Origin of the sequence: Actinacidiphila acididurans (assembly GCF_016918855.1) — a bacterium.
Classification (GTDB): Bacteria; Actinomycetota; Actinomycetes; order Streptomycetales; family Streptomycetaceae; genus Actinacidiphila; species Actinacidiphila acididurans.
In genome coordinates this window covers 12783-29971 of record NZ_JADKYB010000004.1, presented here as the reverse complement: position 1 = coordinate 29971, position 17189 = coordinate 12783, and the positions used below count along the sequence as shown (strand labels likewise).

Annotated in this window: 10 protein-coding genes; 6 read left to right on the top strand and 4 right to left on the bottom strand. The window is 70.2% G+C overall.

Going from position 1 to position 17189, the window contains the following annotated elements; all coding sequences use genetic code 11:
- Positions 1 to 6: 6 nt before the first annotated feature.
- From ITX44_RS07890 to xseA, 3 genes are all read right to left on the bottom strand, one after another.
- Positions 7 to 600: a malonic semialdehyde reductase gene (locus ITX44_RS07890; protein ID WP_205356350.1), complete on the bottom strand. Its 594-nt coding sequence runs from the start codon at positions 598 to 600 to the stop codon at positions 7 to 9.
- A 190-nt stretch (positions 601 to 790) separates the two neighbouring features.
- Complete coding sequence (locus ITX44_RS07885; RefSeq protein WP_205356349.1) at positions 791 to 1078, bottom strand: exodeoxyribonuclease VII small subunit; 288 nt, start codon at positions 1076 to 1078, stop codon at positions 791 to 793.
- 59 nt (positions 1079 to 1137) lie between these two features.
- A complete protein-coding gene (gene xseA, locus ITX44_RS07880; RefSeq protein ID WP_205356348.1) occupies positions 1138 to 2370 on the bottom strand; it encodes an exodeoxyribonuclease VII large subunit in 1233 nt (410 codons plus the stop codon).
- A gap of 56 nt (positions 2371 to 2426) precedes the next feature.
- Between xseA and ITX44_RS07875 the strand changes: the two genes are divergently transcribed.
- Together ITX44_RS07875 and ppgK are read left to right on the top strand one after the other, a co-directional pair.
- Positions 2427 to 3413: a 4-hydroxy-3-methylbut-2-enyl diphosphate reductase gene (locus ITX44_RS07875; protein ID WP_205356347.1), complete on the top strand. Its 987-nt coding sequence runs from the start codon at positions 2427 to 2429 to the stop codon at positions 3411 to 3413.
- Between the two features lie 107 nt (positions 3414 to 3520).
- Positions 3521 to 4252 carry a polyphosphate--glucose phosphotransferase gene (ppgK, locus tag ITX44_RS07870; RefSeq protein ID WP_307795156.1) on the top strand — a complete coding sequence of 244 codons (732 nt, stop codon included), beginning with the start codon at positions 3521 to 3523 and terminating at the stop codon, positions 4250 to 4252.
- Here ppgK and ITX44_RS07865 read toward each other — a convergent pair.
- A complete protein-coding gene (locus ITX44_RS07865; RefSeq protein ID WP_205356346.1) occupies positions 4173 to 4757 on the bottom strand; it encodes a DUF6542 domain-containing protein in 585 nt (194 codons plus the stop codon). The genes ppgK and ITX44_RS07865 overlap by 80 nt on opposite strands.
- A gap of 181 nt (positions 4758 to 4938) precedes the next feature.
- On the opposite strand from ITX44_RS07865, the gene ychF reads away from it, so the two are divergent.
- The 4 genes from ychF (at position 4939) to ITX44_RS07845 (ending at position 17179) form a co-directional block, all read left to right on the top strand.
- Positions 4939 to 6027 (top strand): redox-regulated ATPase YchF, encoded by a 1089-nt coding sequence (gene ychF, locus ITX44_RS07860; protein WP_205356345.1) that lies wholly within the window; start codon positions 4939 to 4941, stop codon positions 6025 to 6027.
- A 1233-nt stretch (positions 6028 to 7260) separates the two neighbouring features.
- On the top strand, positions 7261 to 11085 hold the full coding sequence (locus ITX44_RS07855; protein ID WP_205356344.1) for an AAA domain-containing protein: 3825 nt from the start codon (positions 7261 to 7263) through the stop codon (positions 11083 to 11085).
- On the top strand, positions 11085 to 14579 hold the full coding sequence (locus ITX44_RS07850; protein WP_205356343.1) for a phospholipase D-like domain-containing protein: 3495 nt from the start codon (positions 11085 to 11087) through the stop codon (positions 14577 to 14579). The genes ITX44_RS07855 and ITX44_RS07850 overlap by 1 nt, the downstream gene beginning before the upstream one ends.
- The gene (locus ITX44_RS07845; protein ID WP_205356342.1) at positions 14576 to 17179 is read left to right on the top strand and encodes a sensor histidine kinase; all 2604 of its coding nucleotides are present in this window, start codon (positions 14576 to 14578) and stop codon (positions 17177 to 17179) included. Before ITX44_RS07850 ends, ITX44_RS07845 begins: the two co-directional genes overlap by 4 nt.
- The last annotated feature ends 10 nt before the right edge of the window (positions 17180 to 17189 follow it).

The following is a 17189-nucleotide window of genomic DNA, read 5'->3' as shown; positions in this document are numbered from 1 at the left end:
TCGTGGTCAGACGGTCGTGACGACCTCGTCGTAGGTCAGGCGGGGCGAGCGCGGGAACCAGGCGTCGGTGCCGGGCTTGCCGATGTTGACGACGGCCAGGACGGAGTGGTCGCCCTCGGGGAAGAACTCCTTGTTGATGCCGTCCGCGTCGAAGCCGGTCATCGGGCCCGCGGCCAGGCCGGCCGCGCGGATGCCGATGATGAAGTAGCCGACCTGGAGGGACGCGTTCAGGGCGGCCGACTTCTCGCGCACCGGGCGCTCGCCGAAGAACACGTCCTTGGCCTGCGGGAAGTGCGGGAACTGGGTCGGCAGCTCCTCGTGGAACTCGTTGTCCGCCGCCAGGATGGCGACCAGCGGCGCGGTGGCGGTCTTGGGCCGGTTGCCCTCGGCCATGTGCCCCACCAGGCGCTCGCGGGCCTCGGCCGAGCGGACCAGCACGACCCGCAGCGGCTGCTGGTTGAAGGCGGTCGGGGCGTACTTCACCAGGTCGTAGATCGCCTGCACCTGTCCGTCGGTGACGGGCTCGTCGGTGAACGTGTTCGCGGTCCGGGCCTCGCGGAACAGCAGGTCCTGGGCGGCGGAGTCGAGGGCGAGAGTCATGGGAACCTCTTCCGGTCACAAAGGGTCATACGTGGGCGCCCCGGGGGGTGGCGCCCGTGAAACACCCCTCACAACGTGGGTGAGAGTTCAATCATTCCCTCTTCAACTGTGACTGGAGTCACGAGTACCCACGCCTCTGACCTGGGGTTTCCGACCTTATGTGATCAGCTGCCGGTGACCGCGCGCAGGGTCAGCGCTCGTCGCCCGCCCGCCCGCGCCGGGCCTCCTCGGCGTCCACCGCCGCCTGCTCCGCCTCACCCGCGGCCAGCTCCTCCGCCTCCTCGGCGGCCAGCGCCGCGTCCAGCCGGGCCCGCGCGCCCTCCAGCCAGTTCCGGCAGACCCGGGCCAGCTCCTCCCCGCGCTCCCACAGCGCGAGGGACTCCTCCAGGGTGGCCCCGCCCGCCTCCAGCCGGCGCACTACGTCGATGAGTTCGTCGCGGGCCTGCTCGTAGCCCATCGTGGAGTTCTGCTCTGCCATGGGGGCCAGCCTAGGCGGGCGGAAGGACAGTGCTGGTCACCGCGTACCGGCGGCCCGGCTCACTCCTGCTCCCCGGGCCCCGCCGACCCCAGCACCCGTACCGGGAACTCGCCCTCGGCGACCCGGGCCCGCAGGTCGTCGCCGGGGTGGACCTCCGCCGGGGCCCGTACCGCCGCGCCGTCCGCGCGCTGGAGCACCGCGTAGCCGCGCCGCAGCGTCGCGGCCGGGGAGAGGGCGACCACCCGGGCCAGGGTGTGCGCCAGGTCGGCGTCCGCCCGGTCCAGCGCGTGCTTCAGGGCCCGCCGTCCGCGGTCGAGCCGGTCCGCGACCTCGGCCGCCCGCTCGTCCACCATCCGGTACGGCGCCGCCATCGACGGCCGGCTCAGTGCCGCCCGCAGCCCCTGCTCCTCGCGTTCCAGCAGCCCGCGCATCACCCGCAGCGCCCGGTCCCGTACTGCCGCCACCCGGGCCAGTTCCTCGCGGACGTCCGGCACGACCCGCTTGGCCGCGTCGGTCGGGGTGGAGGCGCGCAGGTCGGCGACCAGGTCAAGCAGCGGCGAGTCCGGCTCGTGCCCGATCGCCGAGACGACCGGAGTGCGGCAGTCCGCGACCGCCCGCACCAGCCGCTCGTCGGAGAACGGCAGCAGGTCCTCCACGCTGCCGCCGCCGCGCGCCACGATGATCACGTCCACTTCGGGGTGCGCGTCCAGCGCCCGGATCGCCTCCACCACCCGCGGCACCGCGGTCGCGCCCTGCACCGGCACGTTGCGCACCTCGAAGCGGACCGCGGGCCAGCGCAGCCGCGCGTTCTCCCGTACGTCCCGCTCGGCCGCCGACGCACGGCCGGTGACCAGGCCGATCAGCCCGGGCAGGAAGGGCAGCGGCTTCTTGCGGTCCACCGCGAACAGCCCCTCGGCGGCCAGCGTCCGCTTCAACTGCTCGAGGCGGGCCAACAGTTCGCCGACCCCGACCGGCTTGATCTCCCGGGCCCGCAGCGAGAGCTGGCCGCGGGGCGCGTACCACTCGGGCCGGGCGTGCACCACGACCCGCGCGCCCTCCCCGACCACGTCCGCGACCGCCTCGAACACGGTACGGAAGCAGGTCACGCCGATCGAGATGTCGTGCGCCGGATCGCGCAGGGTCAGAAACACCACCGACGTGCCCGGCCGGCGGCTGATCTGGGTGATCTGCCCCTCGACCCACACCGCGCCCAGCCGGTCGATCCAGTCCCCGATCAGCCGGGACACCTGACCGACCGGAATGGGCGCTTCCGCCGAGGTGTTCAGAGCCATACCCGCACCCTAGTGCGCCCCGCAAGGGCGCCGGGCGCTGCCCGTACGATGGGGCCATGACTGCTGAGACCTCCCGCCGCGTCCTCCTCGCCGCCCCCCGGGGGTACTGCGCGGGCGTGGACCGTGCCGTGATCACCGTCGAGAAGGCGCTGGAGCAGTACGGCGCCCCGGTCTACGTGCGCAAGCAGATCGTCCACAACAAGTACGTGGTCCAGACCCTGGAGAAGAAGGGCGCGGTCTTCGTGGACGAGACCGAGGAGGTGCCGGAGGACTCCATCGTGATCTTCTCGGCGCACGGCGTGGCCCCCGTGGTCCACGAGGAGGCCGCCGAGCGCCGGCTCGCCTCCATCGACGCGACCTGCCCGCTGGTCACCAAGGTGCACAAGGAAGCGGTCCGGTTCGCCCGCGAGGACTACGACATCCTGCTCATCGGCCACGACGGCCACGAGGAGGTCATCGGCACCATGGGCGAGGCGCCCGAGCGCATCCACCTGGTCGACGGCCCCGCCGACGCGGAGAAGGTGACGGTCCGCGACGAGTCCAAGGTGGTGTGGCTGTCCCAGACCACCCTGTCGGTGGACGAGACCATGGAGACCGTGGACGCGCTCAAGACCCGCTTCCCTCAGCTGGTCTCCCCGCCCAGCGACGACATCTGCTACGCCACGCAGAACCGCCAGGTCGCGGTCAAGCAGCTCGCCCCCGAGGCGGACCTGGTGATCGTGGTCGGCTCGAAGAACTCCTCGAACTCCATCCGGCTGGTCGAGGTCGCCCTCCAGGCCGGCGCCGGCGCCTCGTACCTGGTGGACTTCGCCGAGGAGTGCCAGGACGCCTGGCTGGAGGGCGTCGGCACGGTCGGCGTCACCTCCGGCGCCTCGGTCCCGGAGATCCTGGTCGAGGGCGTGCTGGAGTGGCTGGCCGAGCGCGGCTTCGGGGACGTCGAGGTGGTCCGGTCCGCGCAGGAGTCCATCCAGTTCTCCCTGCCCAAGGAACTGCGCCGTGATCTGCGTGCGGAGCTGGCCACCGGGGAATCGGCAAAGAGGTGACGTTTTTCGGTCACTGAGTCGTCAGGGCTACGGCTTCGGTCGGAGGCCCGGGCGGCGGTTCGGTCAGAGGTCGGTTCGTCGGTTCGCGGGACCTGGAGGGCGTAGGCGTGTTCGGTGTGGACATCGGCGGTACGGGCATCAAGGGCGCTCCGGTGGACCTGGACCGGGGCGAGCTGTCCGAGGAGCGGTACAAGGTGCCCACGCCGCATCCGGGGACCCCGGAGAAGGTGATCGACGCGGTGCACGAGGTCGTCACCAAGTTCGGCTGGACCGGGCCGCTGGGGGTGACCTTCCCCGGGGTCGTGGTGGACGGCGTGACCCGTACCGCCGCGAACGTCGACCCCGGCTGGATCGGGCTGGACGCGCGCCGGCTGATCAGTGAGCGGCTCGGCGCGCCCGTGGTGGTGCTCAACGACGCGGACGCCGCCGGGGTGGCCGAGATGACCTACGGCGCCGGGCGCGGCCAGGGCGGTACGACGATCCTGCTGACGCTGGGCACCGGCATCGGCAGCGCGCTCTTCGTCGACGGCCGCCTGGTGCCCAACACCGAACTCGGCCACCTGGAGCTGAACGGCCACGACGCGGAGAAGCGCGCCTCGGCCAAGGCCCGCGAGGACGGCGACCTGACCTGGGAGCACTGGGCGCACCGGCTGAAGAAGTACCTGGCCCACGTGGAGATGCTGTTCTCGCCGGACCTGTTCGTGATCGGCGGCGGCGTCAGCCGCAAGGCGGAGAAGTTCCTGCCGCTGATCGACGGGATCACCGCCCGGATCGTCCCCGCGGAGCTGCAGAACAACGCCGGGATCGTCGGCGCCGCGATGGCCGCAGCAAAGCTCTGACCGCGACGATCAGCGCGGCCAGTACGGTGCCGGTGTAGAGCCAGCCGGTCATCAGCGCGAGCCCGGTGAACACGCCGATCAGGTGCCCGGCCAGGCCCCCGTTGCCGTCGTCGGCGGTCAGGGCGATCCCGGCGGCGAAGGCGATGGGCGCGGCGACCGGGGCGGCCACCAGGTCGTACGGGCGCACGTACACCGCGCCGACGATGCTGACGGCGACGAAGACCACGCCGAAGAGCACGCCGGGGCCGTCGAAGAGGAAGGAGTCGACGGCCCCGCCGAGCACGGTGACGACGGTGGTGAGCAGGCCGGTGCCCAGGCCCGTGAGGCGGGCCCGGGGCCATTTGACGGCGCGCAGGCGGCGCACGGCGACGGCGACGGGATTGGTGGGCGGCGGGCCGGCGGTTCTCGGGCCGCGGTACACCCCTGCGGCGGCTTCTCCGCCGGGAGCGGGCGCGGGCGAGGCGGGGGCGGGGCCCGGCCCCGGAGGCGCACTGTGCTGGTCCACCTGCGTAACGTAGGCGCCCGGAGTGGGGCGAATAGGGGTGGGACACGCGGATTGCGCCCCTTTGGGGGGATGGGTGGGTACGGCGGGGACGTGCGGCGGGGTTCGTACGGGGGCCCGGGCGCGGGGAGGCGGGCCGTAGACTGGGGCCCGTCCTCTCATCGAAGCGCGGGAAAGACGTCACGTGTCGCTCACCATCGGAATCGTCGGTCTGCCCAATGTCGGCAAGTCGACGCTCTTCAACGCCCTGACCAAGAACGACGTGCTGGCGGCCAATTACCCGTTCGCCACGATCGAGCCCAATGTGGGCGTGGTGGGGGTGCCCGACCCGCGGCTGGCCAAGCTGGCGGAGGTCTTCGGGTCGGCGCGGGTGCTGCCGGCGACGGTGGACTTCGTGGACATCGCGGGCATCGTGCGCGGGGCGTCGGAGGGTGAGGGGCTGGGCAACAAGTTCCTGGCGAACATCCGGGAGTCGGACGCGATCTGCCAGGTCATCCGGGCCTTCAAGGACGAGAACGTGGTCCATGTGGACGGCAAGGTGTCGCCGAAGGACGACATCGAGACGATCAACACCGAGCTGATCCTGGCGGACCTGCAGACGATCGAGAAGGTGCTGCCGCGGCTGACCAAGGAGGCGCGGCTCCAGAAGGAGAAGGTGGCCGTGCTGGCCGCGGTGGAGTCGGCGCAGGCGATCCTGTCGGCGGGGGACACTCTCTTCTCGCACGGCATCACCAAGGGCACGGACCAGGGTGTGCTGCTGCACGACCTGCACTTGCTGACCACGAAGCCGTTCCTCTACGTCTTCAATGTGGACGAGGACGAGCTGGTCGACGAGGACTTCAAGAACGAGCAGCGGGCCCTGGTGGCCCCGGCGGAGGCGATCTTCCTCAACGCCAAGCTGGAGCAGGACCTCGCCGAGCTCGACGACGACGAAGCGCTGGAACTCCTCCAGTCGGTGGGCCAGGACGAGCCGGGCCTGGCCACGCTGGCGCGCGTCGGCTTCGAAACTCTCGGCCTGCAGACCTACCTCACGGCCGGCCCCAAGGAAGCCCGCGCCTGGACCATCAAGCGCGGCGCCACCGCCCCCGAGGCCGCGGGCGTCATCCACACCGACTTCCAGCGCGGCTTCATCAAAGCCGAGGTCATCTCCTTCGCCGACCTCGTCTCCGCCGGCTCCGTCCCCGAAGCCCGCGCCCGCGGCAAGGCCCGCATGGAGGGCAAGGAATACGTCATGCAGGACGGCGACGTGGTGGAATTCCGCTTCAACGTTTAGTTATTTGGGCGTGTCCCCCTGGGCTGGTATTGATGCAGGTCAGGGGGCGTTTCTAGCTGTGAGTGACGTTGGTTTTCGTGCGTTCTGGGGGAACGTCGGATTGCTCATCCAACGCGAGTGGGGATTGCGTTTGCGCAGGTCAGCTCGTCGGCCATCAGTAGTTGAATCTGGGCGGGCTTTGCGGGTGCTGGATCGGTGCTGAATTTCCTGACGTACCGTCAGGCGCTTGGCCCGCCCGCCCGCCCGCCTGGTCGGTCGGTCGGATGGCGACGGGCGGATGGACGCCCGACTGGTTCCGATAGTGGGTGACGGCCAGTATTCGACTGGCGTCTCCAAGGAAGTGCGGCGCGTGCTTCGCGAACGGTTCGAAACCGGCAGAGAGTCCGGAGCCTGCGCAGCCGTTGCGCCGAACTGGGGGGTCCGTCGGAGGATTCAGGGGGTGCGTCTTTTGCGGACGGGCAGAATTCTCAAGACCATGACGGTGCCGTCGGTATGGTTGGGGATGGGCCCGCTCCACCCGCCGGCTTCGGGGTTTCCGCCCCATGCGACGGAGAAGGCGGGCACTTCGTAGCGTTCTCGTTCTTGGCAGGTGAGGTAGGGGGCCGCGCTCTGCCCGCCTCCTGAGAAGGCGGCCAGACCGGCCGCCCCGGTACGTGCCAGGAATCGGCCGAGCCAGCCGACGTGGTCCGCAACAATCTGGAAACTGTCAACTTTGTGCGCTCGCCTGACCTCGCGGGCCGGAACGTGGTGATGCCCTATTGAACGTATTCACCGTCCGAGGCGGGTGTTTGGGCGGGGCGCCGTACATGGTGACAACCGCGGGGGCTGGAGTTGCGTGTGTGCTGGCATTCATGTTCCGGATATGGTTTCTCCTCGCTACAGTTGTGCTGAATTGCAGGCTGCGCCGTAGATCACTGCAAGTCGTGGCACCCTCGCAGGAATTCTGCCTCAATGTGTGGGTCGATCTACGGGGGCGGCGTTCGAGGTCGTTGCCGCTGCGGCTCCTGCGGCGCGAGCCGTCGCATACCTCCGTCTTTCACTGCCCCGGCGGCACCCCTGCGACGGGCGGGTTCCAGGCGGCGTGCACAGCCGTCACATCGGAAGCTGGGCGGGCGAGGTACGGCCTCTCATGCTGCCGGAGTCGCTGATTCCCTGACGCTGCTCCGCCTGTGTGGCACTCTGATGTGCAGGGGCGGGGAGACATCGCTGGGGGAACGCGTGGCATTCGCATCCGTGGACGTCGACGAACTGGTGCGCTACTTCTGCATCAATCCAAGCACCGCGCAGTATGGGCCGTACCGGCCGCTCGTCGGGGACGGCACCGGGAGGCTTGTACATACCGAACTCATTCCGGGCAGCCTCTACCGCTACCGACTGGTGGACACCGAGGGGTTGCCGGTGGATCTCCAGATCTACACCGGCATCGTCGGACTGGGTGGCCAGTTGTGGGAGCAGGAGATAAGGGTGCTGCTCAAGGTGGCGATGGGCGGTCACCCCGGACTGCCGGAGATCCTGGGCGGCGGCTTCCAGGACCACCGAAGTGTGGATCGTGTACTACCCACACGCGGTGCCCCGGGCGTGGCGTTCGTCGCCACGCGCGGATCGAGTTCCAGTCTCGCGTCCGAGGGCAACACGGAATACATGGCGGAGCCGTCCCGCCGCCGCGAAGCGCTCAGGCAGTTCATGGTGCTGACCAAAGCGCTCGCGGTCTTGCACGACCTTGGAGTGTGGCACCGGAACCTGTGGCCCGGCACCATCAACGCCAAGGACGACCAGGGCCTCGAACTGCGCATCGCCCGCTTCGAGATGAGCGCCCTGCTGGCCAACCTGGTCAACAATGACGCGCTTGACCGGGACGGCGGCAACGTACTGCGCTCGGTGTACGAACAGCAGCCGTTACGTTCCTTCGCGTACTGCCCACCGGAGCGGATCCCGTTCCTCTTTCCGGAGACCGGTTTGGCCAAGGTTCCGGAGAACGAGAAGGCCGACGTCTACAGTCTGGGCGTCATCGTCTGGGAATGGTTCTGCGGTCCGCTCCCCGAGGACCTGATCCCGGACCGTAGCGCGCCCGTCAGCATCGGCGATCAGTACGATCAGCTCCGAAAGCACCTGGACGCCGCGTTCGGAAGTCCGGCCCGGCATTTGCCGCGACAGCTCACGGCGCTGTTGCGCGGCATGCTGGAGGAGAATCCGGAGCACCGGTTATCGGCCTCCGAGGTACTGCACGAGCTGACCCGTGAGTACGCGCGTATCCTCGCCCACTGGCGGCCGGACACGAGCGGCGGCCCGATGTACGTGGCGTTCATGCCGGCCGAGTCCACGGCGACGATCTATCAGTGGAACTGGTTGGACCATCCGCCCACCGAGCGAACCGGCCGGGAGGAACTCCGGTCCCTGATCGAGACCGACCTGCGCGACGCCAAGCTCTATTACTCGCCGCACGGGGCCGAGCCGTTCATCCGGGACGTGGATCCGGAACTGCTGCGGGACGCCAAACATCTGCTGTTGGGCAAGCGAGCCGCCTGGTTCTGTACACCGTTCCGGCTCCGGACCGGCCTTGGCGGACGATTCGGTCCGCCCATGGACCAGTTGGTCGTCATCAAATACGTGGCGCCGCTGGAACGCCAGGCAGTGCGTGACCGCCTCGACGACCTGTTCCGCAGCTACCAGCCCGCGTCGCTGCGGCACATCGTGGCCGTGGCGACCGACACGGATCCCGAATGGCTCCAGGCCGAGGTCGCCGACGGGCAGTCGTGGAGTGAACAGTTCGAGCCGATCACAGTCGGGCGTACCGTCACCGAGCAGGAGCTCAAGTACGAACAGGCGATCAACTGGCTGCTCGAGTACCAGGGCGTCGAGCTCCGTTCCCGGACGTACGCCTGCACAGCGGTGGACCGTACGCCGACCATGCTCACCGTGGTCTTCGACCCGGCACGGGACGGGAGGTACTCCGCGCAGTCGCCCATGCTCGGCAAGTTCAACGGCAATTCGCGTCTGCGTCCCCAACTCGGCGATTTCTTCGCGTCGTTGAACGAGGAGGGAGGCACCGAGGTACGCCTGGTGCCCGACGACCGCGGGCGTCCTTCGCGCAACGCACCCGGCATCCGCGCCTGGGTGGACGGACTGGCAGGCCCCGACCGGGTGCGGCTCCGGCTGCGTGACCCGGGAGCGCCGGTGCCCGAGGAATGTTGGATCAGTCCTGGCGACGACCGCGGAACGACGGTCGCGCTGCGGCGGCAGGCTGACGGGCGGTGGGACCTGTTCGACAACAGGCCGCTGCTGGCGCAGCTCCGGCGGCCCATGTCGATCCGTATGCTCCCCGACCGCTGGCGGCGGGCCGGTGCCGGCCTGTCCGGCGACGACGCGAAGGAGGCGGTGCGCTCGATCCTGACCCACGAGCCCTTCTTCGCCCTCCAGGGGCCGCCGGGTACCGGCAAGACGACCGTGGCGGCCGAGGCGGTCGCCCACTATCTCCAGGTCAATCCCGGCGCTCGGGTATTGGTCTCGGCACAGTCCAACTACGCCCTGGACAACCTTGCGCGGCGGATCCTGGAACGGGTCGGCGCCATCCACCCGGACGGGAACTCGACGAAGGACTGGGACGGGGTGGCCCTGCGGATCTCTCCGAGCGAGACCGAACGTCTCGACCCGGTGATGCGGGATTGGACCGGCGACCGGCTTGCCGACCGACGGGCCCGGCAGATCCGCAACCGTCCCCCCACGGGACGCGACGTAGGTGCGCGCACGCAGGCGGTCCTGAAGGACTGGCACAACATGCTGCGCGAAACCGCCGAAGAGAGTGTGCTCCCCGAACTGGGCGACCGTCTGCGGCGCGCGGCGAACCTGGTCTTCGCGACCTGCTCCATGGCCACGGCCGAACGGGTGACACCGTCCGGGAGCCGCAGCTCGGTGGACTGGGTGGTCGTGGAGGAAGCGGCGAAGGCATGGCCGACCGAGCTCGCCGTACCGCTGTGCCGGGGGGCGCGGTGGACACTGATCGGGGACCACAACCAGTTGCCGGCTCACCGGCACGACGATGTAGAGCGGTTCCTCGACAGCTGCATCGCCGACCCCGATCCCAATGTGGCGGTGTCGGCCAAGGACCGCGACGAGTACCTGCGCGCGTTCAATCTGTTCCGCACCCTGTTCCGGGAGTCCGGAGACGAGGGCGCCGACCTCACCAAGCCGCCGTCGGCGGTCAATCGCCCGCTCGCGACGTTGCGGACCCAGTACCGCATGCGTCCCCAGATCTGCGAGGTCGTGGGGCGGGTGTTCTACCCGCGCCCGGGCGCCCAGCCGGACGGAACCGGTCTTCGGCCCGGCATGCTCAGCACAGGGCGGAGTATTCCCGAGGCGCCGATCGACCCCTCCCATTGGCTGTCCGGCCGGTCGCTCGTGTGGCTCGACACGGACGGGGTCGCGGACTGTGGTGACGAGCCGCAATGGCGCAACCCCGGGGAGGCCAGGATCGTCCGCGACCTCGTCGCGGACATCACCGGTGCCCTTCGGACCCCGCATGGCGTCGCGCCTCCTGGCCTGGCCGTCCTCAGCCCCTACCGTCGGCAGAACGAGTTGCTGCAGCGGTTCGACGGAGTGAGTCCGGTTCTCCACACGATCCACGCGTTCCAGGGCCGGGAGGCGGACATCATCGTGGTCTCGCTCGTCCGGGACCGTTCCCGCCGTGAGACGCGCACCGCGCCCTGGGCCGGTCTGGGGCATCTGAGCAGCGCGCAGCTCACCAATGTCCTGCTCTCCCGGGCTCGTCAACTCCTCGTGGTAGTCGGCAACTTCACGCACTTCTCATCGATCGCGCAGCCGGCCGCGATGGCCTCCCCGACGTCCGTCGCCGGGTCCCCGAAGTCGCCGGTGCCCACACCCGCGGTTCTGGCCGGGCTGGCTCCGGCTCGCCCGGCACGGCTTCCCACGCCACGGTCACGGGCTGTGGAGCCCGGTCAGGACACGCGCGGGGCCTTCTGGCCCGATGTCTGCTCGGCATTCGCGGCCCACGGCGATGTGGTGAAGGCCGCTGACCTCTACCCCTGGCGGGGCGGTGCTTGATGCCCGACCGGCACAACTCCGCGGTGACGCTGTACGTCCCGTGCGACTGCATCACCGTCGAGGTCAGGGTGGGATTCGGTGACGGTCTGTCCGCCATGGAGCAGATCGCGCTGCGCGTCATCGACGCCCTGGCCCGCGACCGCAGGGAACGCTCGGCCCATGGCCACGACGGGGGCATCACGTCGGCGGAGCGCCTGGCGCAGATTCTCGGTCTCGGCCTGCGCGTGACCCTCGATCTGCTGCACGACCTGTGGCGCAAACAGTACGTGGTCCTCGATTTCGAGTCCGGCGAGGTGCTCACCACCGCCAAGGTGGCCGATGCGATCCTCAAGGGCACCCTGGGCTCGCTCCCGGGAGCGGAACTGGGGGAGGACTCGGTCGAGCTGATGGTCGACCGGCTCACCGGCGCGGTCTGGCCGCAGGGCGGCAGCCCGCGGCCCTTGCTGCCCGGCTACGCGGTCGAGGTGGAACAGGACGACGGCCTGATCGCGCGGGTGCCGGGCTCCGAACTGGTGGCCTCGCTCGAACGCGTGCTCCATCGGCGAAACCGCGAGCGGCAGGGGGGCAGTGCCATTGAGGACGCCTCGCTCATGCAGCCGTCGGGACCCGCGAACCTGCATCCGAAGGCGGTGGACCGTCGGCCCCGGGTCCAGTCCTATCGGCTGGGCAAGGGCGGGGCAGCGCCGATCGGCGAGCAGCGGTGGATCCCGCTCGACGTCACAGTGGAGGAGGACGCCGACAACGGCGCGGTCGCGGTGACCGTGATCGACCGCGAATACCCGTCGGCCCACCGCGCCGCGGCGGGAGTACGGCTCACCCAGCTCATCGCCGAGCAACCCGCGTCGAAGGTCGCCGGAATACTGCGGGGCACCGCTCGGCGCGCCATGGTGAACCCGCTGGCCCTGGACACCCTGCTCGCGGACCTCACCGCCGCGGTGCACAAACTGCCGACCGTCCCGGCCGGCCGGCGTCTCCAGCGGCACCTGGAACTGTGCGACGACGCACGGCTGTGCGCCGCGATGGCGGACAATCGGATCCGTACGGAGGTGTCCGCGGAACTCGTGACCGGTGACCGTCAACTCGATCACGTGATGGAGGTGATCGCCTCCGCCGAGCGGCAACTGGTGCTGTGCACCCCGAGCCTGGGACACCTGGAATGGAGCCGGGTGGAGGAGACGGTGGAGCATCTCCTGGACAAGGGAGTACAGGTCCTGGTGCTCTGGGGGGCGAATCAGCAGGACAGCCTGCCCAAGCACGTGCACACCGCCATGATGCGGCTGGTACGGCGGGAGGGAGCCGGCCTGTTCCTGCTGCCGGAGACCTCGGCCTCCGTCCGGGTCGGGGTGGTCGTCGCCGACGATCGTGCCGCGCTGCTGACCTCGCGGCCGGTGCTCATGCCGTCGCGAGCCGAGCACGCACCGGCGATCACGATACGGAGCACCGACGGTCACGGGTCTGCGGCCGTGCGTGATCTACTGTCGTGGGTGGGCCGTACCGTGCCGGACGGGTGGACGAGCCGCCTCGTGCTGATCAGTGAGGACGAGTTCGCCGCGAAGGGGCACAAGTCCGCTCTCCCGAATCCGCTGGCACTGCCGCTTGCCCCGGACGAGCAGACCGCTTCCGGCCAGAAGGTCCGCGCCTGGTACGAGGCCTGGCAGGGGTACGCGGCGGCGCTGGCGCTGCGGCTGCGGTCCCGGTCGCACCCGTCCGCCGAGCTGGTGGAGGACGCCGCGCACAGCGATCTGCTCTGGCAGGCCGCTCGCGGCGCCGAGCACCGGCTGCTGGTCGCCACGGAGCGGCTGGACGAGAAGGTCGTGGACGAACGGTTCCTGGCGTATCTCACAGAGCGCCTGAACGAGGGGGTCCACGTCACCGTTTCCAGTCCGTCCCTGGCGCCGGACAGAGGAGGTCCCGCCGAGGAACTGCACCGGCTGTCCCGGGCCAACCCCGGCAGGCTCGTACTGTCCCGGATCGCCGGACGTGTGCTGGTCCGGGACGACGAGGTCGTCGTCGGCAGCTTCGACTTCTTGCAACGGGGACGCCGTGAGGCATCCCGGCCGCGCCACCGCCGACAGGCCGAACTCGGCCTGCGGATGAAGGACGCGCGGCTGGCCGACGAAGTCTGCGAGCACTTCCGTACCGCCGCTGCGGCCGGACCCGCACAGACGGACCGCCCCGCCCCGCTCTCGCGTCGACCACTGGTCGCTTCGCCGCAGAGCGACCCGCTCCAGACGTCCGGCGGTGACATCGACGTCCTGCTCGCCAGGCAGCGACTCGTCGAACAGTTCCGTCCCGGGCAGGAAGGCAGCCGGCACGTGCGTGCCGAACTGGCCCGGGCGGCCGACCCGTGGGCGCTGCTCGAGAGCATCTACGCGGCGACCGACGACGCGCTGCGCGAGGCCGCTGTCGCGCAGTGTCTCATCGACCACGCCGACCGGGCCGATCCGCAGGCCCTGCCGATCTGGCGTCACCGGCTCATGGAACTGCGCTGGCAGGCAGGCGACTTCTTCGCGGCGGCAGCGCTGCGTCGGCTCGATCCCTCTCCCGACTCTCGTCCGACGCCGCACTTGGCGGCGATCGCCGCCGCCTTCGGCGGACCGTTGACCGGCGCCGCGCTGACCGAGGTCCTCGTGGAGGCCGAACTGCGACCCGACGAGCGGGCTGCCGTGCACGCGATCGCGGTGGCCGAGCTGCTGCGCTCCGGCGACGCGGACTCGGCAGCCGTAGTCACGGAAGTGGCGAGTGCGGCTACTGCGGGGTGGCAGGCATTCGGCGAGGCGTTGCTCACTGCTTGGCGCGACTCCCATCAAAGGGCCCTCGAACCGGTCGTGCGCCGCGCAACCCACAACGACCGTTACGCTCGCGGCCTCGAAGACGCGTGGAACACGCTGGACGACGCGCTGCGGCTCGCCGGGCAACAGGCGAAGTACGTCGGGAAGGCCGTACGCGCCCACGGCCTGCTGTTCGGCCCGAACGGTGAGTTCGGCCGGATCGTGGCCGCCGCCCGCCTTCGCGACCCGGCCACCTTGCGGGCGCTGACCGAGGAGCGGTTTCCGTTGGGCGAGCCGTGTGCGGCCGAAGTCGAGCGGCTGGTGGACGAGGTCTGGGACCAGGTCAGGGGCAGCCACCAGGACGCCCAGTTGTTCGGGAAGCCACGGCCGAAGTACCTGGGGCGGCTGGAGCAGGCGGTCCAGGCATGCCATGCGCTGTACGCCGCGCAGGACGAGCGCGATCGCACGCGCTCCGGACTCAGTGACGAGGAGCGCGAGCTGACGGCAACCCTGCGCACTGCTTACCAGCAGGCGCGTCGCGAGCAGTCGGCCGCCGGCTCGACCGGTCATGTCGAGGAGAGAGTGATCCGGGCCGTGCGGGAGTACCTGGACGACGACTTCGGCTTCGCGCCCGAGCCCTCCCCGAACACGGGGCCGGGTCCCGGCGCCGATCTCCTGGACGGGCAGGCGGCGCAGGATGCCTGGCAGGGGGGACCGGAATGACGGCCGCGGACCGGCTGCTGGACCAGGCGGCCGCCGACTGGGCAGGGCGGTGGTCCCATCCGGACCGGGCCCGGACGCTGTCCGAAGCCGGGGCCGTGGCGCCGGACGTGCTCGCCGAACTGGTCACGCGAGGCCTGGCCGAGCCGCACACCCCGGTTCAGACGGCTGAGTCGTTGCTGGCCGAAGGGGAGTTCGCGCTCGCCGACCGCATTCGCGCCGACAGCCGGCTCGGTGGCGACGACGCCGACCTCCTTTCCCGGGCCATCGACGCCGCGAGGCGTGATCTGCGGATGGCGCACGGGCGAGTGCTGACCACCCTGGAGTTGCGTGCCCGGCGGTTGGGGGTCGTGGCGTGGCCCGACCGCGATGATACGGAGCGAGAACTCCTCGACATGCTGCTGGCGGACGAGCCGGAACAGGCCACCGAACTGATACGCGGCTGGGAGCGTGATGCCGACGCAGAGGAGAACGAACGATCCCGGCGCATTCTCCAACGGCTCGACACGGCACGGCTGGATGGCTCCGTCTCGGCGACGTTTGCGCAGCAGATCCGTGACTGCCTGACCGCCGGCCAGTTCGACACCGCCGAGCACCTCATCGAGAGCGGCCGGCCCAGTCCGCCCGAGAACGCGGGGCCGCAGTCGGTGCCCGGTCTTGTCGCACCCCTGCCACGCCCGGGCATTCCGGCAGCCGAAGTGCTCGAATGGTACGAACGGGAGTCGCCGGTGGTCGGACGGACCGTCCCCCGACTGGCCGGCTGGCTGCCCGAGCGGGACGACGTCCCCGCCTGGCACCTGGTGGAGGCGCTACGCGCGTTGGTGGCGCCCCCGGCGACGGACGAGGACGCCACGTCGCCCGGTCCGCGCGAGAACGAGTCGGCCGCCAAGGCGTTGGTCGACGCGCTGCACGAATGCATCGGCACGGCGGACGAACCCGCGGTGGCCGCGACGCGTCCCGGCGGCGTCGTCGTGAAGCTCCGATGGCCCGGTGACAGCCGCTTCCCGGCGTTCGGCCTGCTGGAACGCACTCACACCCCGATGTGGGTGGCGCCTGCCGACCACCTTCCGCCCGACGAACTGGACCGGCCGTTCCTCTGGGTCGTGCCGGAGCGCACGGTCACCGAGGCCGGGCCGAACGGATGCGTCCGGCTGACCGTCGAGGACCTGCTGCGGCTGGCCGCGCCCACCGGGGTGCTGCCCGCCCAGGCGACCGCGGTGCGGCGGATCGGGCTCCTGCGGCTGATCGGACACCAGCTGGGAGCCGATCATCTGCTGCGCGGACCGGGTGAGCAGTCGTCCGCCGGGCTCGACCTGTCCGGACGACAGGCGCCGGCCCTGACCCTGAGCTGGGTGTTCGATCTGATCGGCGAGGCACCGGACCAGGTATTCCTCGAACAGTTGCTCTACGAGACGGGTGCCCATCCGATTCTGCTCCGCGAGGTGATCACGGCCCTGTGCCCGCCCGTCCGGCGCGCGGGTACGGTCGAGCCCACCCCGGCGGGTCTGCACGACCTCTGGCTCAACCGTGGCTGGCGGCAGCGCACCCGGGACATGGTGCTCCAGCCGTACGAGCCGAACGCGGCCGATCTGGCAGTGCTGTACACGGCGGTCTGGCTGAGCAATGGCGACCACCGGCGTACGTTCGACGGCGACGACCTGGTGGCCGCCCTGGCGGAGATCGCACGCGCTCAGGGTCAGGACATCGACAGCGCCGATCTGGCGACGCTGGTCGAGGTCGAGGACACCCTGTCCCGTCTGGTGGCCACGCGGCTGCTGCGCGCACACGACGGCGGCCTGTACGGTCTCGCGGCCTACGGACTGCTGATCCTCTTTGTCGACCTGACCGAGTCCGAACTGCACGAACTCATCTGGGCAGCCGTGTCGGCCCGCCGCCGGCTGCAGGAACGAGCCCATGCGGGCACGTTGCTCGACATCGCCAGGCACATCGCCGGCATCGTCGACCACTTCAATCGCAACCGGCAGAGCCGGGCCAACCAACTCGTCCAGGCCATGGTCGACGCGCCGGACGACGAGCGGGCATCGATCTTCGCGCGCTTCTCGGAGCTGCAACAACAGCTCGGCAATCTCACCGAGATGGTCGAACGGGCCCAGCGCCCGAACACCCGCCTCTCGCTCGACGACACGCTGCGGGCGGCGCTCGCCGTGTACGAACAGGAATTCCGCCAGGCGGACGACCTTCGGCTCACCGGGGCCGAGGGCCTGACGGTGTTCGCCAACGAGTGGCTGCTGTTCCAGCTTTTCTGGAATCTCCTGGAGAACGCGCGTCATGCCATACACGCGCGGCCGCATGAGCGGGACTTCGTGTGGCTGACCGTGCACAAGGTGCAGGGACGCGCCGGTGACGAGCGGCCGTGGTGCGTTGTCGATGTCGAGGACAGCGGCGTCGGCTTCGACGTGGAGGTGCTGGAGCGGCTGCGCCGTGGTGAGCAGGTGACGACCCGGCCGAACGGCACCGGCGAGGGCGTGTACTTTTCGCGGATCCTCGCCGAGTACTACCGCGGTGAGCTCGAACTGGTCGGCCGGTCGGAGCGGGTGGGCGGTGGCCATGTACGGGTCTGGCTGCCGCTGCTCACGCCGTGAGCGGTCCGCC

What these genes read in the sequence shown, in the direction of transcription:
- ITX44_RS07885 (WP_205356349.1), bottom strand. Translation starts at nt 1,078, where the DNA reads ATGGCAGAGCAGAACTCCACGATGGGCTACGAGCAGGCCCGCGACGAA.
- ITX44_RS07875 (WP_205356347.1), top strand. Translation starts at nt 2,427, where the DNA reads ATGACTGCTGAGACCTCCCGCCGCGTCCTCCTCGCCGCCCCCCGGGGG.
- ITX44_RS07850 (WP_205356343.1), top strand. Translation starts at nt 11,085, where the DNA reads ATGCCCGACCGGCACAACTCCGCGGTGACGCTGTACGTCCCGTGCGAC.
- ITX44_RS07845 (WP_205356342.1), top strand. Translation starts at nt 14,576, where the DNA reads ATGACGGCCGCGGACCGGCTGCTGGACCAGGCGGCCGCCGACTGGGCA.
- ITX44_RS07890 (WP_205356350.1), bottom strand. Translation starts at nt 600, where the DNA reads ATGACTCTCGCCCTCGACTCCGCCGCCCAGGACCTGCTGTTCCGCGAG.
- xseA (WP_205356348.1), bottom strand. Translation starts at nt 2,370, where the DNA reads ATGGCTCTGAACACCTCGGCGGAAGCGCCCATTCCGGTCGGTCAGGTG.